Here is a 22798-nt window from a genome sequence, read left to right as displayed (position 1 = left end):
CATAGAGCGGGTTATTAGCTCAGTTGGTAGAGCAGTTGACTTTTAATCAATTGGTCGATGGTTCAAATCCATCATAACCCACCATTCTATGAAAGTTTTAATCGGCGGATTTACGCAGCTTTTTACAAAGCAAATTTATATTAGAGCGGGTCATTAGCTCAGTTGGTAGAGCAGTTGACTTTTAATCAATTGGTCGATGGTTCAAATCCATCATGACCCACCACTCTCTAATACTTTCCTTTATATTCTTTTTTAAATTCCCACTTTATTTTTTATAAACAGCCTCGCTAGTTTGCTGTTATTTGCTTTGATATTCTCGTATAATTCGCCCTAATTAATGCACTGTAGATAAGTGGTCGAGAACATGAGTCTAGCTCAAACTATTATGCCTGAAGGTTATATCTTTCCCCCTAAGCCAGCACCGTTAACACAAGACGAGCAAGGCGAATATAAAGCGCGTATAAAGCAATTACTAAAAGATAAAAATGCAGTACTTGTTGCCCATTATTATACCGATCCTGAAATTCAAGCACTTGCTGAAGAAACCGGCGGCTGCGTTGCCGATTCGCTAGAAATGGCACGTTTTGGCGCACGTCACGATGCAGATATGATTATCGTCGCGGGCGTAAAATTTATGGGCGAAACAGCTAAAATATTAACACCCAATAAAACGGTTGTTATGCCAACGCTTGAAGCAACATGTTCGTTAGATATTGGTTGCCCGATAGACGATTTCTCTGCGTTTTGTGATGAGCACCCAGATCGTAAAGTTGTTGTATATGCAAATACCTCTACTGCGGTCAAAGCGCGTGCCGATTGGATTGTAACGTCATCGTGTGCACTTGAAATTGTAGAGCACCTAGATGAGCAAGGCGAAAAAATCATTTGGGGACCAGATAAGCACCTTGGTAGTTATATTCAAAAAAATACCGGTGCTGATATGCTTATGTGGAATGGTGCATGTATTGTACATGACGAATTTAAAACTAAAGCTTTAAAAGATATGAAGGCGCTACACCCAGATGCAGGCGTATTAGTTCATCCAGAATCGCCAGCAGAGATTGTTGCACTTGCCGATGCTGTAGGATCAACGAGCCAACTCATAAAAGCTGCGCAAACAATGCCCAACAATAAATTTATTGTTGCAACCGATCGCGGTATTTTTTATAAAATGCAGCAACTATGCCCAGATAAAGAGTTTTTCGCGGCTCCAACGGCAGGTGAGGGCGCTTCATGTAAAAGTTGCGCTCATTGCCCTTGGATGGCAATGAATGGCTTAAAAGCGATTGAGGAAGCCCTAATTGACCCTAAAGGCAAAGAAGTATTTGTTGATATGGATTTACGCGAAGGCGCACTTAAGTCACTTAATCGCATGCTTGAATTTACCGCGAGTATGGCTAAGTAACCTAAACTCTGGCTAGAGAAAATAAATTTAAATATCATCATATTCAATACGTAGTAAATCTCTTAATCAGAGTTCAGGTTAAGTCATTTTAAAGTTTAAATTAAAAACGGTTAAATCTTGAATTTAGCCGTTTTTTTTTACTTAAACGTAAGTTATTGCTTGATAAGTAAGCACTTGAAGGTTCATATTTAAAAATGCCTTGCACCTTGTGGGCCTATTTCATACTATAGCGTTCCGTTGCATTATACAATTGCAACACTGTGGAGGGATGGCTGAGTGGCTGAAGGCGCACGCCTGGAAAGTGTGTTTAGGTTTATCCCTAACGAGGGTTCGAATCCCTCTCCCTCCACCATTATTCTTAAGGCCCAGTTATTAATTTAACTGGGCTTTTTAATGTAAAGTAAACTTTGCTCAACTATTGGTTAGGCGCGACAAAGTAATTTGGAGTATGTTGTTAATTCAATCTACTTAAACTTGATTTGTTGAGGCATATCAAATGTTTTCCTCTGTATTATTCATATGTAGTGCTTTTATTAATTCTTGTTTTTCAATAGGCTTAGAAATATAGCCATCAAAAAGTTGTTTATACAGTTCTTTTTGTTCAGTAAAAACATTGGCCGTTAGGGCTATAATGACTTGTTTACTATTTATTTTTTTTATTTTTTTACAGGCCTCAAAACCATCCATTTTCGGCATCTGAATATCCATAAGAATAATGTCAGGTAACAACGATTCATATAATGCAATTGCTTCAAGCCCATTATTAGCTATTACAATATTGGCTTTAGTCGGCTCTAACATTGCAGTTGCAACCAGTTGATTAATTTTGTTGTCTTCTGCGATTAAAATTGTTTTGTTTGATAAATCAGGAAATTCTAAATACTTTGTATTTAGATCTATTGCTTTTATATTTGCTTTCTTCAGTGGTAAATAAACACAAAATTGGCTTCCAGAGTTTAATGTGCTGGTCACTTTAATTTCACCTTTCATGAGGCTAATTAACGATTTTGTTATTGGTAAGCCAAGCCCTGTTCCACCATATTCTCTGGTAGTAGACGTTTCTGCTTGCTCAAAGCGTTCAAATAATCGATCAATTGCATTTTGTGATATACCAATGCCTGTATCTGAAACAATGCCGTATATTTTATTATCGTCAGTTAACTTAAACTCAACGGTTACACCACCTTCGTGGGTGAATTTAATGGCATTAGAGATTAAGTTAATGAAAATCTGTCTCAGCCTAACCGGATCACCTATCCAATAGTTGTGATCAATATTAGATATGAAACGTAAGTAAATGCCTTTCTCATTAGCAAAAAGTGCGAGATCCGACTCTAAATGGTTTATCAACTCATTCAGTTCAAAGTGCATGCTTTCTAATGATAATTTACCGGCTTCGATTTTAGAAAAGTCGAGAATATCGTTGATGATGGTTGTTAATGCTCTTGTTGAGTATAATGATTTTTTTAAATATTCTTGTGATTTTTCATTATGTGGCTGCTCTTGTAGTAGTTGCAAAGTACCTAAAATACCATTCATTGGAGTACGAATTTCGTGACTCATATTTGCTAAAAACTCTGATTTAGCCTTAGAGCTTTGCTCTGCTAATTCTTTTGCTTGTGCAAGTGCTTCTTCATGTTTTATTTGCTGTGTTAAATCAAATGCGATACCTAAAAAACCAACTACTTGACCTCTATTATTAAGCAATGAGGTAATGCTTAAATTAATTTGGATATGCTTACCGTTAGAATCTATGTATGTCCATTGGTTTATATCAGGTTCGGTGGGGGTTGCTTTAACGACAAATACTTCAAAGCCAGGTTTAACAGGTTTGTTTAATTCTTTTGTTAATTGCTGCGCTTTTTTAACTACTTCATCTTCTACATGAAAAATACTCGGGTTTTTAATACCAATAATTTCGCTGGCTTTGTAGCCAAGTAGTTTCTCTGCAGCAGGATTAAATTCAGTAATTAGGCCGTCTTTGTCTGTAGCAATAATAGAGTAACTTGCACTGTCTAAAATACTGCGTTGTAAAGTACTTATATCGGCTATTTGTTGGGTGCGTAACTTTACTTCAATTTCTAGTTTTGAATTTGCTTGTTCAAGTATTTGTTCGTGCTTTTTAGCGGCTTCTACTTTGAGTTTTATTCTTTGTGCCCTGCGATAAAAAAATAGCTGTAGAGCGAATATAAAAAACATTGAGAAGACGGTTAAAAAGACTCCATCAACGAGTGCTTGATATTTATTAGCTAAATGGAGGTTGGCGATAAAAGAGTGAGAACCATACAGTGTTACTTTCCAGCTTCGTCCCATAATATTGATAGTATTAGAAGTTTGAAACGCGGTGTTATTATTCTTATTACCGTAATTAAAAAAGGTAAATTCAGTACTGTTATTTAAATCACTGATGCTTAAACTATTTTCGTCTACTTGAGAAAGTGACTCTAAAATATTGTTAATTAATAAAGGGGCATAAACCCAACCTACCAATTTGTCTAGGCGATGTTGTGTATTTTTTGGCACGATATTTTTTTGATATACAGGGAGTAAAATCAAAAAACCTTGCTGTGGTTTTTTGTCAGCCTGTACTAAGGTAATTGGCGCCGATAATTGGGTGCTATTGTTTATTGCTGAGTTGAGTGCTGCTTGTCGGCGTATGTTCTCAGAGCCAATATCAAGACCAAGTGCTTTTGAATTATTTTTTTCAGGAAAAATATACTGAATAATAAAATGCTCATCGTTGTCGTCTTTGAGTGACTTTAAACTAAAGGTATTATCGGGCCGCTCGTTTTTAGCGTGTTCTAAAAATTGAGCTAAATGCGCTGGTGATACTCTTTTAATAAAACCTATACCATCTGCACCAGGGAATTCTAAAGCATAATTTCGGCTATTTGAGTAGTTTTGCATCGCTTGATAATTTAAATTATCAATGCCAATACCGTGTATAAATCCTTTTAAGCCGAATAGCCCATATTGATATAAATTAACCCTATTGATGATACCTGTGGATAATGAGGAAAGTCGGTTGTTTAGAGCCGTTGAAATAACAGCATTACGTTCGCGTTGATATTGAATATGCTGAGAATAAGTGAAAGTAGCACCTATAATGAGGATAATAATTTGGATGATTACTTGTAGTAAAAGCCCATTATTAATCCTGCTTTTTGCAAGCATTCATTCGTCCTTTTATATGTACTTATATAAGCGTTTAGTATCTTATGCTCGGACTAAATATAGCACTTATTTTGAATGTTACAACTTAGGCTTTTTTTGTTATTTATATAATGGACAATACCTTATAGAGTTGTATCGACTTAAATTCGAGGTAATGTGTTAATCTTAAGTTGTTACTTATTGTGTTATTTGAGCTGGACTTATGTGTAATAAGAAATAACTAAAAATGTAGTTTTATATTAAAGATATAAAAATGAAAGCCCCATAGAATCAACATAAAGGGCTTTTTACTTGGGAAGGTTACTGAATTGTTAATTCATCTATCGTAATAGTTGCCTCACTCTCTGTACGGATAGTTATAAAAGAGGTTGGTGTGGCAACAAAACCATCAACAGTATAGGTTTGCCCCAGTACTAGCTCTTCCAGCTTTATAGAGTAAAACTTAGAACTACCGTTATGTATTGAATTAGCACTTCCTGAGGTATTGTTGTCTACGTATATCTGAAAGCTTTTAGCTGTATTACCGCTTACAGCATCCACCTTGAACGTTACTTGGTAGTTATTTGATAGGTCTAATAATCCGCTTGTTTGCGTATCGTCACCCGTGGTGTTAATGGTCGGTGTTGTATTTGCAATACTAATACGTGTACCGGTCATGGTTAGTTTTCCGTTACTTACCTGAACACTGCCTGTAACACGGTGAAATAGGGGGGTGTTGCTCCCTGCAAGGCCTGATAAGTCACGGTAACGATTACTGAAAAATTCATCAGCGTTGTTTGCAGAAAAATTTTCAGTAAATGGTAGCCCTAACGGCTCTTGAATCGGCGGCTCTGTAGGCTCTTCAATCGTTGGGATATCTAAATCACTTTGATCTATTTTACCAATACCTGCATGCGCAATAACATGATCTTTAATAGCCATAACAGGGGTTAGTGTGTACTCATAAGGTACTTGGTAGCTACTTGTTGGTGTAATTCCATTTTCGGTTACTTCACCCGCTACGTCACCGTCTGGTACTTCACCCCAGGTAACGGTATCACTGAGGTAGTTACCCGATGTATTCCAATAGCCAATAGTATCTGAATAAAACGAGATCACTGGGTTTTTGGTGTTTTCAAAGTAGTTACCTTCTATTTGAAGCTCCGCCCCCATACGTGAATTTATGGCACTAGAGGTAATGTTGTTGTAGTAGTTATTAAATACATGGCCGCGACCGAATCTAAATAAGGGTACTCGCGATACAATATTTTCAAATCGGTTATGGTGAAAAGTAATAAAGCGATTTTTGTTGGTACTGGTGTCATCATCACTATGACCGTGTAATGAGGTTTTCCAGCTATCGTGTAAGTAGTTATAAGAAATTGTGATGTTTTGCGCGCCAGATTTAGAATCAATTAGGCCATCATAAAAATCTTGATCTGAGTCTAGCGATGAATATAACTCATTGTGGTCAATCCAGATATTAGAGGTACTTCCGTTTTCATCACCTTCAATTGAAATACCATCCTTACCACCGGTAAGCACTTGATTAATTTTTAAATTTTGAATTATGATATTATTCGCTCTGCGAATTTCGATGCCAATACCATCCAAATGACCACGATCTGCTACGCCCACAATAGACACATTATCCATATCTTTTATCTGAATTGATAAGCCATCACCGCCACTGTTCGCATCAGTAATAACACCATCAACATAAATGATAATAGGTGTACTGGTTGCTTTTGCTTCACTTAATGCTGCTTTTAATGATGAGCCATTATCTACAGTTACCACAGTGCCATTAGTACCACCGGTCACATCAAAGTTATAACCAGCAAATCCTAAATTCACGTTAACAGGTATTACTTTTACAGGTTCGTCAGGTAACACTGGCACTGGTAAAGGGGTTGGGGTCCACCCTGCGCCATCGCCATAACTTGCAAAAATACTATCACGTTCAAGCAGTTGAGCTACTTCACTTGTTTGTAAAATATAACCACCATTACGGGTGCTTAAATCTAGTGCGTTACCTTGCATATCCATGCTGCCGTATTCACGCCAGCCGCTTGTTGCTGAAGGTGCTTCTGGATTTGGAGCTGGTTGATTTTCAACACCTTGAATAGCCCAGCCAACAGTTGCAATGTGGGTATCAAACTTGTTATTGATAAGGGTTACATTATCAAAGTATGAAGAGCTACCACTACTGCGAGCAAGATATGTTGAATTGTCTAGTACGCCATTACCAATAGGGCCAGGACCATTGGTAAACTCATTGTTTAAGAAAATAAAGCCAGGATCAGTTTCTACCGGTACACGCGCTTGTAAAACGTAGCCACCTTTGGTGTCTTGGGTTGGATCACCATTTTTAGAATCACCTAGGGTACGTATTTCGCTATCTTCAAATAACGAAGTAACTGGGTATCCCCATATGAAGTCTACGTTACCGGCAACTAGCGTGTTGTAAAACCAAGTATAGCCTTTTAGTAGTAGGGTATCTTGCTCACTAATAAAGTTTGCGTTGTTGGCAACCAAACGATATTGGCTATTGAAATAAATAGTTTCAGCTTGATTTGATACGCTGTTACTACGAATGTGCGTGTTTTTTAACGTTAGATTGTTAATAACCAGCATATCTGTGCCTTCAACCAAAAATACACTACGGCCACCGTTTGGAGTACCACCGCCAAGTGCCGCGCTACCACCTGAACCGCTATTAAGTGTTTCGTAGTTTTCGTACTGAATAATAGTGTTGTTTTGGCTTTCACCTTGTAGCGTTATATTATTTTTATTGCGCAGAAATAGCAGCTCATTGTAAGTCCCGTCTTTTATTGAAACCGTTGTTTGCTCATCTTTATCAAGATGCTGCATTGCAAAATTAAGTGCGCCTTGCACGGTTCTAAAGTCAGCAACGTCATTATCGTCAACGAGTAGCTCATTTCCTGCTGGGATATTTACTTTGGTTGTAAATGTCCACTGACTGTTATTGCCAAGTCCAGCGAAATCCATGTCATTTAATTTAGCACCAGTAACAACGTCGTCACCGATAACTACACGATAAGTTTGGCCGTACTCAAGCACACTGTTGCGAGGCTTAATGATTAATGTATTGTCCTCTAAGCTAATAGGGAAGTAATTTACAGCACGTATGCGATCTTGCCCAGGGTAACCAATTACATCGATGTTTTTACCTACTTTTAGGGTATCAACTAAAGTGTCATCACTTTGTTTATAAATCCTAACTTCGCCAAGACTACCTAAGGTTGGTGTTACACCGGTAGTATCAAAATCAATTGAAATTAACGTATCAACAAATTGATTATCTGCTGATTTTTCAGGCATTAGCTTACCGCTTAGGTCACCATAATCGGTGCTTGGCATCACAAAGCCTTCGACAACATTTACTTCAATCGTTCTGATTATTGTTTCATCAGAACCTGATACAAACTTAATTGTTGCTTCACCAGCACTGAGCGGGCTTAACGTAACTACATCGCCTGAGACATCAGCAGACACTACGTCTTTATTACTCGATGTAACGCTGAAGGTATCGGTTGTAACACCATCGTTTTTAATTGCTGTCACATTAATTATGAACGGATCAGTGGTTGTACTGGCATCCCATGCAGGATCTTTATAATCAAGGGTTAATTGAATTGGCTTAATACTTGGATCGCCGACTTTAACGTTATCAAGTTCAAATGAGCGGTTGTTAGTAAACAAACCAATTAGGCCACGAGCGCTATACGTGCTGTCGCTAATTGTGCCCATTTTTTCACCATTCAGATATGCAGTAAGTTCTGAGTCTATCATTTCAAAGCGGGTGGTATACCAAACGCCATCAGTTGTACCGCCTTTTTCACCTAATAAGATAGGAGACTTAGCTTGTACAGGTCGAGAAATAGAACCGTCAACAGTCACAGCCACTTCTACTTGTGTGCTACTTGTTGAGTTTTGTACATTTAAGCCACCAGCAAGCCAGTTGCCTTCACTTTCATAACGAGCCATTAAGTAGAGCTGTTTGCTCGCTGTTGTACTGTTTTGACGTGGTCGAATATCAGCTTCAAAAAAGTAGTTACCGGTATCTGGCACATTTTGTAATGCGTCTTCAGTGGCTAAAATGAGTTCACCACCAACACCACCGGCGGTGTAACGCATAACGTTGTTACCACTTAAATCTAAAATATCAAATTCACCCACGGCGCCCGCTGTGTTATCTGGTTTTGCAATAATTTTCCAGTTGGATAAATCGCCTGCTGAAAAGTCATCACAAAAATACAGCTCAGGAGAGCTATTACATTTAAACACGCTCGGATCGTCTAAGTATTCGATACGTAGATTTTTAATAACAACCGTTCCGCCATTTTCAGTACGCAGCTGTAAAAATGAAGTTGCTGTTGCAATTTTACCTTCAACAACTAGCGTAGTGTCAGGTACTAAGGTGTTAATTAATTCATTGTAAAATTTTGAGCTAGAGCCATGAATTGACTTTGAGCTGCTAGAGGTATTGTTATCCACGTAAATTTGGAAGTTATTATCACCATCAGGATCGCTCACACTCACGATATCTATCAAAATTTGATAGGGGCGCGATAAATCAAAGCTACCAGTTGTACTTTGATCTGTTTCGGTCGTCTCTACATTTGGCGTTGTATTACCCATTGTAAAGCGGCCACTATTAATTTCTAAACCGGTATCAATAACAGAAACAGATCCACCTGTCTTTTTAAACATAGGGACGATAGAGCCGTCAGCTGCAGTAATCGCGGAAAAATCAGTTGAAAATAAATCACCTGTTACCGTTGTAAAATCAGTAACAAATGGGAATGGCGTTGTCGTGTCTCCCCCTGTTGGTGGTGTGGTTGGATCAGTAGGCTCTTCAATTTCAGGTACATCTGTGGCAACCGTAATTAACTCTAAATTATCTAACGTAATTGATGCCGCGCTATCAGTTCGAATCTGTAAAAATGAGTTTTTAATCTCTGCATTTAATACGCCTTGCGCGCTTTCGCTGTCCAGATCAGGGCCTGTTACTACGTCTTCACCTGGTTTATAGGTATATGTAAAGCGTTGACCTTGAGGTAAATTTTCAGCTGTAATAGCTTTTGAATAAAATTTAGATGCTTTGCCATGTACTGAGTTGTCTTGGCCAGTCGTATTATTGTCAACATACAATGACAGAGTACCCGCATCATTATGGGCAATAACATCAAAGCTAATTGTAAAGCCTTCACTTAAGTTATAAATACCTTTACCCAATGTGTCACTTGGGCTTGTTTCTTTGCCTGGCAGTGTGTTACCAATACTAAAGCGGTCGCCTTCAAGCACTATATTGCCATTTTCAGCATCAAGTTCTAAGCTACCACCGGTTTTGAAGTAAAGAGCAGCACTGCCAATCTCATCACTTACGCTTTTATAGGTAGACTTAAAGAAGTCTTCAGTGGTGGTGTTAAAATCTTCAATAAGTGCTTTGCTGTTCTGTTCTGCTAAATTGTTGAGGTTTTCAAGCTCAATGGCAGCTTGCTCTTCACTAAATACGATAATGTTATTTTTAGCATCGTCGTTACTATCGCATTTTGCAATCATGTCGCTAAGCGATGCGTCATCAGATTGGTGGCACAAACTATACACACTATCAACCGTATTAAATGAACGTGAAATTAGGTATTGTGTATTTGACTCACCATTAACAGCAGTTGTAAAAGCGAGTACGCGATCACCAAATATAAATTCATAATTGCCGTTGCCAATAATTTCACCATCAGCTGTTCTAGTAAATGTGCCCGTGGAGTTAGTATCATCAGCGGGGCTAAAATTAAGTATTTCAATACCGGCAGTACTGCCTTTTACCAAAGGGTTGTATACATCACCGGTAAATAGTGACAAGTTAAATGCATTAGGCTGTGTACTGTTGTATTGCTTATACACAAAATCAACAAAATGTAATATAGCCTGATCAGCATCAATGAGTTCCGTTGTTGGTGTGCCTGCATTTGCTAGCCAAACGTTTACATCTGCCGCAAATTCATCTTCACTACGACTAAAATAATCGGTAATTGTTTGGCCTTCTGATAAGTTGATCGTTGCTGCATCGGCTGCTGTGGCACTAATGGTAATACCGTTACTCACATCGCCATCACTATCAAGTGATTGAAATAATCGTAAGCTGTTTACAACAGCAGGATGAAATACAGTATCGGTTGAAAATAAATTTAAAGGTGACAAGATATTACTTGCCGCAATAGATGGAAACGCAATATCTCCTATTGCAAACGTAATCGCTTCGCCGCGAAAATAGTTAAATTGACCGTTGGCATCGGTTACACCATCAGGTACTGATAAACTTGTGTAACTTAAGCCTGCAACAGGGCTATCTACAAAGGTTCCTTGAATAGCAGGGGCGGGTGCTTCTTTAACGTTAATTGAACTTTCTTCCTGGCATCCCGTTAATATTGTACTGAGTAATAATGTGGTGATTACACTTATTTTTGTTTTCATACATCCCTCCAAGGATGAACTTTTTAGCTTCTGTGTTGGCAGTGTGTGATGCACACGTAGAGTGTGCTAATTTTTAGTTTTGTGTATTTAATCTGTACTCTGGTTAAGAGATTTATTATTTAGAGTTCAGATTATTTAGTAGAATTTATAATTCATACCAAGTTGAAAGGTTCGTCCATAGTTCTCACGCTGATACAGGACAGCACCACCAGATAGCTCATTACCTGCGAAATAGCGAAGATCAGATTGATCGGTTATGTTAATTGCATCAAAGTAAGCGCTTAGGTTTTTGCTAAAGTCATACTTGAGTTTAAAATCTACGGTAGTAATTGCGTCTTGATATATATCCGCCCATTTTTTACATTCGTGGGGATCAGATATATTTGCAGAAGCAGGGCAAGCACCAACTTCTTCAAGGATTTTTGAACGGTAATTACTGATTAAACGAAGTGACAAATCGTCATCTTCCCAACCGAAAGAGATGTTAGCAGTAATATCTGCTTGTCCAGGTAGTGGCATTTTATCTACACGTATAGAATCGTCTAGCGTTGCTTCACTGCTTACTACCGTCATATTACTTTGCCAAAACAAACCATTTTCAAAAAATTGATTAAAGCTCAATTCCATACCATAAACATTGGCAGTGTCACCATTGAGTGTGATATCTACTTGATTTAGTTGTAAGTCTTGTAAAATTGCAAACTCAGAAACTTGATTAACGGGCAATGTTAAAGGCAATTCATCCAAGCGCATTTGAATACCTGAAACATCAACGATAAAATTATCAATATCCTTATAAAAAACAGCAAGTTCCATAAAGAGTTCTTTTGAAGGATACCAACCAATTGATGCATCGAAGTTAGTTGAGCTCATTGCAACTAAGTTTGGATTACCTACTTGTAATGCGTTATCAGGGCCTAAAACATAGTTTTGTAAATCAAGTGTGCTTTGGCCATCCTGCGAATTAAAACAGTCATTGGTGGCTGGATCACACAAGCTAATGTCATTATCAAATTTCGCATAACCACGTGCTTGTTTAAACGAAGGTCGGGTATAACTAGTCCAAAGTGATGAACGTACTAATACCGTATCAGATGGCTCATACCGTATATGCATACTCGGAAAATATTCACTGTAAGTGATACTACTTTCGGGAAGGGGGACAGCTAGATCGAGTGTGTTTATACCATCGAACTTCCAATCATCATTCTCAAGTGACATAAAACCAGTGGATGAGAATTCAGTGTGCGCATAGCGTACCCCAGTGATTACTTTTAAGTTATCCGCTAGACGTAGCTCAGTCATTACGTAGGCGGCATAAGTATCTTCGTTTAATGTATAATCTTCTTTAGTACTATCAATTGACGTTTCGCCACCGGTGGCACTTTCGCGCGTAATTGATGTTGCATCAACCATGTATTCCATTTGTGAGCGAGATACAAACGGATAAGAGAAATCACTATTATTAGGTATTGCGTAGTCATAGTTAGTTATATTAGAGTTAGCAACAGTAATACAAGTTTCATCCCCATTGCAGTCACTATCATCAATGCTATAACTCCAGCGATCTTTGTTGTTATAGTGCTCGCGTTCATTATAAGTACCACCAAACTTGATATAATTTATATACTCCGAGTCAAACTGTTTGGTTAAATCTAATTTTAAGCTACTAATTTCGTCAGTACGAGTGCTGTCCTCCATAAACAAGTTATCGTATTCCATGTTGGAAAGATTGCTTAAATCTCCATCAGCTTCACCGTTGAATACATCGCCTTCGTCACTTAATGCAAACCCGCCTAACTCAGCGGCTTCTGCGGGAGTAAGTACACGTGCCACAATACTGTTTTTAGACGCTTTGCCGTAGACAATATTTTCCCTTTCACGAAATTGCACACGACGGTCACCTACAGACTCATCATCTGTTTTTGAATATGCATACTCATAATTTATTTTCCAGTCATCACCTACGTAATTTTCACCCCCAATACTCATATTAATAGTGGTTTTTTCGCCTTCTTGAACAAAATATTGGTTCATTACGTCAATGTCAGACAGTGCAAATTCTTTAGTTTCTGAATTTACATAAATAACTTCGTCATCTTGGTCGCCATTATAAAAATTATAGAATTCACGTAGTGCTATATCTTCATCTGTATAGTTTGAGTAATTGGCACGTAAATAGTAGAAACCAGAGTCTGTTGGTTTAAATTCGATATTAACCGTTGCGGTAGTTCTTTCCCTATTTGCTATTTCACGGCGGTTTTCTAATTGCGCAGGAGCTAAAATTTCAGGTGCGCTTTCAATGTCTTCCGCAGTTAGGCCTATTCCACCTTTTAAAAAATTTAAATCACGGGTACTGTGATGCCTATTTTCATCCACTTGTGTTTTACGATCTTCGTAAGATAAGGCAAACCCAATACCAATGGTGTCATCAAGAAACAATTGAGTCCCATCAATACTAAATTTAGGAGAGTGTTTTTCGCGCAGCTCATTGTAAGCGTCTTGAATTTTTATTTTTAGGGTATTCTCACCTCGATCATACGCAGAGATCGATTTAACATTTACAGCACCACCAATTGAATTTAGGTTCATGTCAGGAGTCAGTGTTTTAAAAACTTCAATGGAACCAAGAGAATCACTCGTTATACCGTCTAAGCCTACTTTTCGGTCATCCCCTGCGCCAGATAACTCAGCACCGTTCATATTTATTGCTACAAACTTAGGTCCTAAACCACGAACAGCTACGTATTTCCCTTCTCCTTCACTTCTTTCCAGTGTTACACCTGGCATTCTTCTTAATGATTCTGCTACATTTTGATCAACAAAGTTACCCATGTCATCAGTTGCAATAACTGAACTAAATGCATTACTGTCTCGCTCAAGTGCACGTGCTTTTAAATCAGCTTGGTAAATACCGGTAACACTAATAATTTCAATATCATCTTCTGGTGTTTGAGGTTTACCGTCTTGTTTCGATAATGTACTAGAGATCGGCTTTTCTTTATTGTTAAGCTCATCAGCGGTTGAAGAGCTTTGCCCATAAGAGGGAAGGGCTAATAATAATGCAGCTGCTATTGTGCTGAGTCTCATGCTTTTCATGATTTTTCCTTTATATAAGAGCGTTGTGTGTAACAAAAATGATACTTAGATGCTCACTGCCACCGGTGGCATTTGTGTTTTATGACGTTAACACTTCATTAATAAATATGTCAATCGTTTAATATTCGGGCAGTTGGATTGTGACTACGTAGTTGAATATAGTTATAAAGTATTATTTGAAGTTTTAGTGTGTGTTATTTAAGGCGCTGTAATAGTGGTTTGTTCATACTTTTAGATGTGTTCTAATCAAAAAAGAAAATAAATCAGCTTGGGTCGTTAATCTACTTATTTAAAATTTATTACAAATACGAAAAGAGTATAAGGTTTTGTGCTAATAAACTTTTTATAGTTAAAAAAAGCGACTGACTGTTTAGTTAGCCGCTTTTTAAATTTATTTAGGAGCTGTTGATTTTTTCGGATTAAAATTTTTCCTAAATATCAATTTTATTACCTCTTCATATCACTCTTATGATAGAACTACACAAATAAATAATAAAAATTAAGCTAATACATGGTTTCCCTACAGCAGTGGCAGTCTCAGGGTTCATTTACCCAAATTAATGGTCATCAAATATTTACAAAAGTAGCCGGCGATGTAACAAAACCTGCGCTGCTTTTAATACATGGCTTTCCAAGTGCTAGTTGGGACTGGGAAGGTATGTGGCAAGCGCTTAGTGAACATTATTTTGTAATTACACTCGATATGCTAGGTTTTGGTTTGTCAGATAAACCTAAAAATGCAGGCTATAAAATTACTGAACAAGCCGACTTATATACTCAATTTTTAAAAACGTTAAATATTAATGATATACATATTTTAGCTCATGACTATGGCGATACAGTGGCTCAAGAGTTATTAGCAAGGCAAGTACATAATCAAAGTGCCATAACGATCAATAGTGTTTGCTTTTTAAATGGTGGACTGTTTCCAGAAGTGCACAAACCCTTATTTATACAAAAATTATTATTATCTAAGTTTGGTTGGCTAGTGCCAAAATTAATGAATAAACAAAAATTTGCCAATAATTTAGTGACTATTTTTAGTAAAAGTACACCCCCTTCAAAACAAGTGGTAGACACACTTTGGGAGTTGCTAATTCATAAAAATGGTTTAGCCGTTATGCCTAAACTCATTAGTTATATAAAGCAGAGGCAGCAAAACAGAGAGCGTTGGGTTGGTGCCATCATAAATAGTAATATACCACTTACGTTTATAGCAGGCGCAGAAGATCCCATCTCTGGTAAGCACATGATTGAGCATTATAAAAAGCTGATCCCCAATGCGCGCGTACAAGAGTTTGTAGAGCTTGGGCATTATCCGCAAGTAGAAAATCCAGATGCAATTACGCAGGCTTACTTGGCATTTAGAAATTAACTATTAGTACAATTTAGATTTTTATAGAAGCTAAAATTTTAGCTATTTTTTCTTTTGATTCATAACTGATAGGCGCTAAAGGGCTTCTTACCGTTGCGTGTATTGGTAATCCCAAAAGGCTGAGTGCTTCTTTAATATTTGCATGAGGGCTGGTTACTGACTTTATTAGTGGTTTAGGACTACGAATTAAAATATTAAGCAGTGAGTTTTGCACACTTACTGAAATATTCAAATTATTAGCAATCGGTAATACAGATTTTAATACTGTACGATGTTTATTTATCTCTTTAGTGTTATTTAGATTTAAATCTTCAAAAAATGCAGCAGCCTGCATGGGTAAAATAGTTGCTATAGGACAAATTGCACCCGCAGCACCATGGGCAGCTATATGTTCGTACACCAAAGTTAATCCGCTAAAGTAACGAGTATCAGGCAATTTATTTAAAACGGTGCGCGCTGTTGCTAGATGTAATGAGCTATCTTTAATACCTATAATATTTTTAATACTTAGCAGTTTTATTAATTGTTGGTTTGAAAAATAATGCCCTGTAATCTGAGGGAAATAATAAAAAAGGATAGGTGAAGTTGAATGCTGCGCTATGTTCTTAATCGCTTTTAAGTAGTTTTCAAAGCTTGATTTATAGTAAGGAGTTAATAACAGTAATATATAACTCGAGTAATCTTTATAAGCAGTAATTTTTTCAATTGCTTGCGCGCTACTGTATGCGTTTACGCCTATGATAAGTGGCTTTTTATTTTGCACTTTATTGTAAGTGTACTGAACAATTTTAAGTTGTTCTTGATCAGAAAAATAAGGGAGTTCACCACCACTACCTAAAATTGTTAAGCCGTGTATATCTGTATCTAGGTAATAACCTAAACATTTATCAAACCCTTTAAAATCGATACTCTCATCTTCTAAAAGGGGAGTGTGGATCACTGGGTATATTCCATTTTTTATAGTCATATTGATATCCAACTAAATATTAGCTCCTAAAATTATTAGGAGCTAAGTGATTTTATATACTTAAATCAAGTAAGTTATAATCTTTAATCTCTTGTTTTGCCAGATCATCCCAATCAAAGGTTTTATTGGCTTCAGCAAAAGGTTGATATTGATAAGGTGTTTCGTCAGGGAAGTGCTGTTTTCTAGCATCTATTGCATAGCCAAGTACTTTTGATCTCTGCTCAATAAGTGACTCATCGTAAACTTTAGCTTCACAGTGCATTCCAGAGCCCATGACACCTAATACAGATGAACGTTTATGGAACCCAAAGTTAATAGTAACGCGAGGCTCAAATCCAGAGTTAGCGAATGAACCATGCAAAAGCTGTCTATTACAAATAACAACATCACCGGGATTACAAATTAAAGGCACCATTCCAATTAAGCGCTCACTGCCTGCTTCGGCAACCATTTTTTTAATATCAACCCTACCAACCTTATGACTTTTAGGTAAAACCCACACACCATTTACAGCAGTACTGCCAAAAACTTGCGCCATAAAGTTAAAGCCGTGTATGTCTTGATCAAAATTTTCATTTTCCCAATGAGTATCACCATCTTGGTGCCATGAAACGGCAGCGCCTACGCCAGGATCTTTAATAAAAAGACATTCATGAAATGGGGCAAAATCCTTACCATTTATTGCCTCGGCCACTTTTAATAATTGAGGGTGCGCGTACGTTCTTAAGCATGACTCAGAAAACTGCAGTGAGCCAAGCAATACAAAAGGCGAAAACGCAGGCAGATCGTCAGCAGCTTCAGGTTCAAATAATTTTACTTGGTGTCGGCCATTAGCGATTGCGGTTCCGCCAAGTGGATCTCCAAGTGATTTTGACCAAATTAAATTAGGTGCTTGATTATCAGCACCTAACGCTGGTTTTCCATCTGCGGTTGTTTTTCCATACGGTTCTAAAGGGAAGGTTTTTTTTAATTGGGCTAGTTCTATTTCTATCTCGGCGAGCTCTTTTTTATCAATTACGTTTTCGAATATATAAAAGCCGTATTCTTGGTATTGGCTTTTAATGTTTTGTGCTAAATCACCATATTCATCAAACTCAATAGGGCCTCTATTATTCATAGCTAAAGCATTTTTTTCGCCATTAAGTAAATATTCTCGCATTTCATTGGCATTTTCACCGTAATGTGAGGCGCATGCATCAATCGATCTTGTTATACTTTTAGTCATAATGTGTCCTTAACGTATTTCACAGTTTTTATTGTAAGTAAAACTTAACCTATAATAAAAACTGTGGTCAAGCTGTTTTTCTATGGAGAAAATAAATGGAGCAACTAAATATCGCTCGGGGTAATAAAAAAAGACAAGAAAACAAAGAGTTGAGAAAGGTTGATATACTAAAGCATGCCCGAAATCTTATTGCCTCTAAAGGCTTTGATGCGTTTACATTAAGCGAATTAGCCACTGTTGCAGGTGTTTCAATACCAACTATTCATAATTTATTTGGTAAAAAGCATGATATCTTCAAAGTGCTGGTCGAAGAAATGGTCATTCGCATTGAAAAAGTTATACTACAGCCCGACATGACAAACCCAATAGAAGCCGCTATTGCGTTTATAGATAACTTACTCGAATTATTTAAAAAAGATGAAGCGTTTTACCGAGCTGCGTTTGTTGCTGGTGAGCGTAGTAATTTATTTGAACATAAACAACCGACAGGCATTTTTAGTCAATCGCTAAAAATAGCAGAGCAGCTATGTATTTCAGCTAAAGAAAAAGGCTTTTTGAATGGTCTTGTTGATAGTAAATGGTTAGCAAAGCAGCTGTTTGGTTGTCAGCGACTAGCTCGCCAAGATTGGGTTAACGGGTATATTGATTTACAGCAGTACAAAAACCAAGTGCTGATAGGTATGTTTATTACTTTTAGTGCTGATGCAACAGATGAGTATAAAGTTGAATTGTTAAATAAAATTGATTCACTGACATAAACGTATAAAAATGCGGCCTACTTTACAGTGGCCGCGTTTTAAATTTAGTAATTAGGTTTAATATTTTTTCTTCGGTGCTCTTAATTGTTTTTCAAATTCATCTGAAAACAATATCGTGCCGTCGTCTTCCTCAGTAGGAAAGGCAGCAATAAGTAAATCATCCTCTTCAAGGCCTGGTGTCCAGCGACTAAACCAATCAGCAAGTGGAATTGCTTTAGCGCTACAACCAACCCATTCGCCAGTTGCCCATGCCTCTGCAAATTCGCGAGTTGGCCAAACTGGAACACAGTCGTCATCTTCGTTGGCAAGCATAACGCAGCCATCATCATCGTTTAAAATCCATACTTGTTTAAATTGTTGTACGGTTTCGAACATATAGGCTAGGCGTTTTTTTGCCCCAAGCCCTAAAATTACTGCTTGTTCTTCACTTAAATTTGGCGTTGTCATAATTAGCTCACTCTTAATTACTATATCTAAATTATATGCACACAAGTATATCGAGTTATATGACAGAGTGTTGAAAAGTTGTTATTTAATTTCAGCAATGCAGATCTAATTTGTATATTGACCAGTATAAGTCCTCACTAATTTGAGCGATCATTCAAAATAAGCTTGAATGTTTGTAAAAAGGCCACATTGTAGTAAGCATATACTTAATGAAGGATTAAAAAATGACAACCGATCTACTAGCTCCGTTTAAACTAAATAACACGATTGAGCTTAAAAACCGCGTAATTATGGCGCCATTAACGCGTTGTATGGCTGACGATAACTTAGTGCCAACACAAGATATGGTTGAATATTATGCTCGCCGTGCCGAAACCGGTTTAATTATTAGCGAAGCAACTATTATTCGTCCAGACGCGCAAGGTTACCCAAATACACCGGGTTTATTTACCAGTGAGCAAATTCAAGGTTGGAAAAAAGTAACAGACGCAGTGCACGCTAATGGCGGCAAAATGTTTGCACAGCTTTGGCATGTTGGCCGTGTTGCACATCCTCACTTTTTTGATGGCGATGTACTGGCACCATCGGCAATTGGCGTTGAAGGCTCTGTACCTCGTATGCGTGAGCTTACATACATCACACCAAAAGCAGCGACTATAGATGACATTAAGGGCCTTGTAGCTGATTACGCAAAAGCGGCAGAAAATGCGATTGAAGCGGGTTTTGATGGGGTAGAAATTCACGGTGCTAACGGCTATTTAATTGACCAATTTTTGCATTATGCTGCCAATACACGCAGCGACGAATACGGCCAAACGCCTGAAAATATGTCGCGTTTTGCACTAGAAGTAACCGATGCAGTTATTGCAGCTGTGGGCAGTGATCGTACTGCACTTAGATTAACACCGGGTGCTTACTTTAATATGAGCGAAGATAGCCGCGATAAAGCGGTATTTGACTACTTACTAACAGAACTTGAAAGCAGAGAATTAGCGTACTTACACGGCGGTATTTTTGACGATAGCATGCGCTTTGACTCGCTTGAAGGCAAAAGCATCTCTGAATTTTTACGTGCAGGCTACAAAGGTACGTTAGTAGGTGTAGGTAGTTATAGTTTTGAGTCAGCAAAAGAGGCTATTAACGATGCTAAGTTTGACTTAATCGCTATTGGTCGCCCACTTATTGCAAATCCAGATTATATTAGCAAGGTTGCAAACGGTGAAGAGTTAGTACCATACAGCGATGAAATGCTTGCTGAATTAAAATAACAGCTAATTATTATATTTAGTTATCAATAAATAGTTATTAAGACACCCGAAGCTAAACCTTTGGGTGTCTTTTTTTGTACATATTCCCGCCATAAATATTCCATATTTGTTTAACCTTTATGTAAATAAAGTTCATCCTCGTTGTCATATTTAAAATTCATACTGTGCTCGTTTTCATATTTCATAATTAAAACTAAACGGGACAACAATGTACGCTTTAAAAAACAAATCGCTATTGAGCATGGCAGTTGCCATGGCTGTATCAACATCTACTTATGCTAACGACAGCACCATAGAAGAAGTAACCGTTGTAGCTAAACCAACGAGCTACGCTAACAATGTTATTGAGCCTGCAATGCTTGAGCAGCAAAGTTCGGTATCGAGTATATTATCGGTTATTGATAACTTACCAGGTATTAGCATAAACGAAGGTGATGCATTTGGTGGCGACGATTGGTCTACTACAATCACTATGCGTGGTTTTAGTATTGATGGGAACCAACAACAATTAGGAATGACCGTTGATGGCATTCCCAATGGTGGCTCTAATTACGGCGGTGGTGCTAAAGCTAACCGTTACTTGGAGAGCGAAAATTTAGCAACGGTAGAAGTAGGTCAAGGTACGTCTGATATTAAGTCGGCTTCACTTGAAGCACTAGGCGGGACATTTAACTTTGTAAGTAAAGACCCAAGCCTTGAAAAAGGCACTACCTTTGCTTATACATCAGGCAGCCACGATGCCACGCGTTATTATATTAAACACGAAACAGGCACTGTTTTTAATAACACACAAGCGTACGTAAGTTACTCGCAAACAGATACAAGCCGCTGGATTGGTTCAGGCAGTAATGGGGGCAAAGACAACCAACACGCTGAGCTTAAGTTTGTATCTAATTTTGACGATTTAACACTCACTGGTCGTTTATCTTACGATGATGTAAGCGAGACAAACTATAACAGCGTAAGCCTTGAGCAGTTTGAACAAACACCCGATTGGGATCAGCTAACATGGAATTGGACAGGAGTTCCGCATTTTGACCAAATGTTTGCAGAAGGTTGGGGAACGCTTCGTGAAAATACCTTAGGCTATTTAAAATTTGAATACGCGATTTCGCCAACTTCATTATTAACCGTTAGTCCTTATTATCATAAAAATTCAGGTCGCGGCGATTGGATCCCACCTTATTTAACAACGCCTGTTGATGAAAATGGCGACCCAACAACCGAGGGTGGCACTAATACAGGCTCTTATGGTTTTGCTGATAGTGAAGGCAACCCGCTTGCACCCAATGCCGATTGTACGCAAAGTTTGAGCTGGCCATGGGAGTCGGGTCCTGGTTTAAATCCTGCGTGTTACGATGCAACAGCAACGCCTGTTATGTCTTACCGCCATACGCATTACAACAAAGATCGTTTAGGTGTAACGGCAAATTACCAAGCTACATTTGGTGATCACGATATCGAAGCGGGCTTTTGGTATGAGCAAAGCGAACGTGATGAATCGCGTGATTGGCACAAAGTAATTGATGCGCGTATTTATCATCACTTTGATAGCACGCCTTACTGGACACAATACAAAAACACTTTTGATACCGATACATTCAAATGGTACCTACAAGACTCGATTAATTTTGGTGACTTAACATTAAATATTGGTGCAAAACAATATTTAGTTGAATTACAAAAATACGACCACTTTGCTAACGAAAGATCAGATAAAGTAGATAGCGACTCAGACGTGTTATTTAGTGGTGGTGTATTGTATCAGCTAAATAACAGCACAGAATTATTTGCTAGTTACAGCGAAAATTTTTCAGCAATAAAAGACGGTGTACTTGAGCGAGATAGCTCAACACTTACAAACATAGAGCCAGAAACTGCCGACAACATCGACTTTGGTGTACGTTACCAAGCCGACAGATTAACCCTTACAGCAACGGCTTACAGTGTTAAGTTTGATAACCGCATTACCTTTATTGCCCCTGGTAGTGGCACAGATGGGATTGATTACACCATTGGTACAAATGGCTCGTACGTAAATGTAGGGGGTATTGACTCAAATGGGCTTGAGCTTGCAGCAAGCTATATGTTAACACCAAGCTGGAGCGTGTATTCGTCGTATACTAATAGCAGTTCTGAGTATTCGTCGGATGATCCAAATGCATACGATTCACAGGGTGTAATATTAAGAGATGAAAGTGGTAATGAGGTAGCACCGAGCTTTAGAAAAGGCGACAGCATAATAGATTCATCAGAGGATTTATTTGTGGTATCTACCGATTACTTTAGCGATGGCTTTCGTGTTGGTTTATCGGCTAAATACACCGGTGAGCGCTTAGGTACATGGCAAGACGAAGACACTCGCACGCGTAATAAAGTAGACGGCTACACCGTACTTGATTTTAATGCAGGTTATTCAACTGACGTAGATGCAGGTCCGTTTAAAGCCATTGACGTATCGTTTGTTGTTTATAACGTTACTGACAAAAGCTACTTAGCAGGTGGTACTGGTAACGGCGCTACTTATTACATTGGCGCGCCACGCACCGCAGCAGTTACATTTACTGCTGACTTTTAATTAAGTTTTAGTAATTGAATTA

Annotated in this window: 11 protein-coding genes and 3 tRNA genes; 8 read left to right on the top strand and 6 right to left on the bottom strand. The window is 38.0% G+C overall.

All coding sequences use genetic code 11. From position 1 onward, the window contains the following. Positions 1–8: 8 nt before the first annotated feature. The 4 genes from DC53_RS19415 to DC53_RS19430 all read left to right on the top strand — a co-directional run bounded on the left by DC53_RS19415 (position 9) and on the right by DC53_RS19430 (position 1757). Positions 9–84, top strand: a tRNA-Lys gene (locus DC53_RS19415). A 63-nt stretch (positions 85–147) separates the two neighbouring features. Beyond that, positions 148–223, top strand: a tRNA-Lys gene (locus DC53_RS19420). A gap of 141 nt (positions 224–364) precedes the next feature. After that, positions 365–1405: a quinolinate synthase NadA gene (gene nadA / locus DC53_RS19425; protein ID WP_007379081.1), complete on the top strand. Its 1041-nt coding sequence runs from the start codon at positions 365–367 to the stop codon at positions 1403–1405. Positions 1406–1667: 262 nt separating this feature from the next. Beyond that, a tRNA-Ser gene (locus DC53_RS19430) sits at positions 1668–1757 on the top strand. Between the two features lie 140 nt (positions 1758–1897). Here DC53_RS19430 and DC53_RS19435 read toward each other — a convergent pair. The 3 genes from DC53_RS19435 to DC53_RS19445 all read right to left on the bottom strand — a co-directional run bounded on the left by DC53_RS19435 (position 1898) and on the right by DC53_RS19445 (position 14158). Continuing rightward, complete coding sequence (locus tag DC53_RS19435) at positions 1898–4579, bottom strand: CHASE domain-containing protein (RefSeq protein ID WP_033028327.1); 2682 nt, start codon at positions 4577–4579, stop codon at positions 1898–1900. A 300-nt stretch (positions 4580–4879) separates the two neighbouring features. Continuing rightward, complete coding sequence (locus DC53_RS19440; protein WP_033028326.1) at positions 4880–11059, bottom strand: pectinesterase family protein; 6180 nt, start codon at positions 11057–11059, stop codon at positions 4880–4882. A gap of 135 nt (positions 11060–11194) precedes the next feature. Then, positions 11195–14158: a TonB-dependent receptor gene (locus DC53_RS19445; protein WP_033028325.1), complete on the bottom strand. Its 2964-nt coding sequence runs from the start codon at positions 14156–14158 to the stop codon at positions 11195–11197. Positions 14159–14669: 511 nt separating this feature from the next. Between DC53_RS19445 and DC53_RS19450 the strand changes: the two genes are divergently transcribed. Beyond that, on the top strand, positions 14670–15533 hold the full coding sequence (locus DC53_RS19450) for an alpha/beta fold hydrolase (RefSeq protein WP_033028324.1): 864 nt from the start codon (positions 14670–14672) through the stop codon (positions 15531–15533). A gap of 13 nt (positions 15534–15546) precedes the next feature. On the opposite strand, the gene DC53_RS19455 is transcribed toward DC53_RS19450, so the two are convergent. Together DC53_RS19455 and DC53_RS19460 are read right to left on the bottom strand one after the other, a co-directional pair. After that, the gene (locus DC53_RS19455) at positions 15547–16500 is read right to left on the bottom strand and encodes a dihydrodipicolinate synthase family protein (RefSeq protein WP_033028323.1); all 954 of its coding nucleotides are present in this window, start codon (positions 16498–16500) and stop codon (positions 15547–15549) included. A 52-nt stretch (positions 16501–16552) separates the two neighbouring features. Continuing rightward, positions 16553–17725, bottom strand: coding sequence for a phytanoyl-CoA dioxygenase family protein (locus tag DC53_RS19460; protein ID WP_033028322.1), 1173 nt, complete (start codon positions 17723–17725; stop codon positions 16553–16555). 95 nt (positions 17726–17820) lie between these two features. On the opposite strand from DC53_RS19460, the gene DC53_RS19465 reads away from it, so the two are divergent. Then, positions 17821–18483 carry a TetR/AcrR family transcriptional regulator gene (locus tag DC53_RS19465; protein WP_033028321.1) on the top strand — a complete coding sequence of 221 codons (663 nt, stop codon included), beginning with the start codon at positions 17821–17823 and terminating at the stop codon, positions 18481–18483. Positions 18484–18540: 57 nt separating this feature from the next. On the opposite strand, the gene DC53_RS19470 is transcribed toward DC53_RS19465, so the two are convergent. Beyond that, positions 18541–18930 carry a DUF2750 domain-containing protein gene (locus DC53_RS19470; protein ID WP_033028320.1) on the bottom strand — a complete coding sequence of 130 codons (390 nt, stop codon included), beginning with the start codon at positions 18928–18930 and terminating at the stop codon, positions 18541–18543. A gap of 224 nt (positions 18931–19154) precedes the next feature. Here DC53_RS19470 and DC53_RS19475 point away from each other — a divergent pair, with 224 nt between their 5' ends. After that, on the top strand, positions 19155–20198 hold the full coding sequence (locus DC53_RS19475; RefSeq protein ID WP_033028319.1) for an alkene reductase: 1044 nt from the start codon (positions 19155–19157) through the stop codon (positions 20196–20198). A gap of 208 nt (positions 20199–20406) precedes the next feature. Beyond that, complete coding sequence (locus DC53_RS19480; protein ID WP_033028318.1) at positions 20407–22776, top strand: TonB-dependent receptor domain-containing protein; 2370 nt, start codon at positions 20407–20409, stop codon at positions 22774–22776. The last annotated feature ends 22 nt before the right edge of the window (positions 22777–22798 follow it).

The sequence above is a fragment of the Pseudoalteromonas fuliginea genome (assembly GCF_000690055.1).
Classification (GTDB): domain Bacteria; phylum Pseudomonadota; class Gammaproteobacteria; order Enterobacterales; family Alteromonadaceae; genus Pseudoalteromonas; species Pseudoalteromonas fuliginea.
The sequence above is the reverse complement of the archived record's forward strand: the minus strand, read 5'-3'. Positions and strand labels throughout refer to the sequence as shown.

Bases quoted from the DNA above. Each gene is read 5' to 3' on its own strand.
- nadA (WP_007379081.1), top strand. From the start codon at position 365: ATGAGTCTAGCTCAAACTATTATGCCTGAAGGTTATATCTTTCCCCCT.
- DC53_RS19435 (WP_033028327.1), bottom strand. From the start codon at position 4,579: ATGCTTGCAAAAAGCAGGATTAATAATGGGCTTTTACTACAAGTAATC.
- DC53_RS19440 (WP_033028326.1), bottom strand. From the start codon at position 11,059: ATGAAAACAAAAATAAGTGTAATCACCACATTATTACTCAGTACAATA.
- DC53_RS19445 (WP_033028325.1), bottom strand. From the start codon at position 14,158: ATGAAAAGCATGAGACTCAGCACAATAGCAGCTGCATTATTATTAGCC.
- DC53_RS19450 (WP_033028324.1), top strand. From the start codon at position 14,670: ATGGTTTCCCTACAGCAGTGGCAGTCTCAGGGTTCATTTACCCAAATT.
- DC53_RS19455 (WP_033028323.1), bottom strand. From the start codon at position 16,500: ATGACTATAAAAAATGGAATATACCCAGTGATCCACACTCCCCTTTTA.
- DC53_RS19460 (WP_033028322.1), bottom strand. From the start codon at position 17,725: ATGACTAAAAGTATAACAAGATCGATTGATGCATGCGCCTCACATTAC.
- DC53_RS19465 (WP_033028321.1), top strand. From the start codon at position 17,821: ATGGAGCAACTAAATATCGCTCGGGGTAATAAAAAAAGACAAGAAAAC.
- DC53_RS19470 (WP_033028320.1), bottom strand. From the start codon at position 18,930: ATGACAACGCCAAATTTAAGTGAAGAACAAGCAGTAATTTTAGGGCTT.
- DC53_RS19475 (WP_033028319.1), top strand. From the start codon at position 19,155: ATGACAACCGATCTACTAGCTCCGTTTAAACTAAATAACACGATTGAG.
- DC53_RS19480 (WP_033028318.1), top strand. From the start codon at position 20,407: ATGTACGCTTTAAAAAACAAATCGCTATTGAGCATGGCAGTTGCCATG.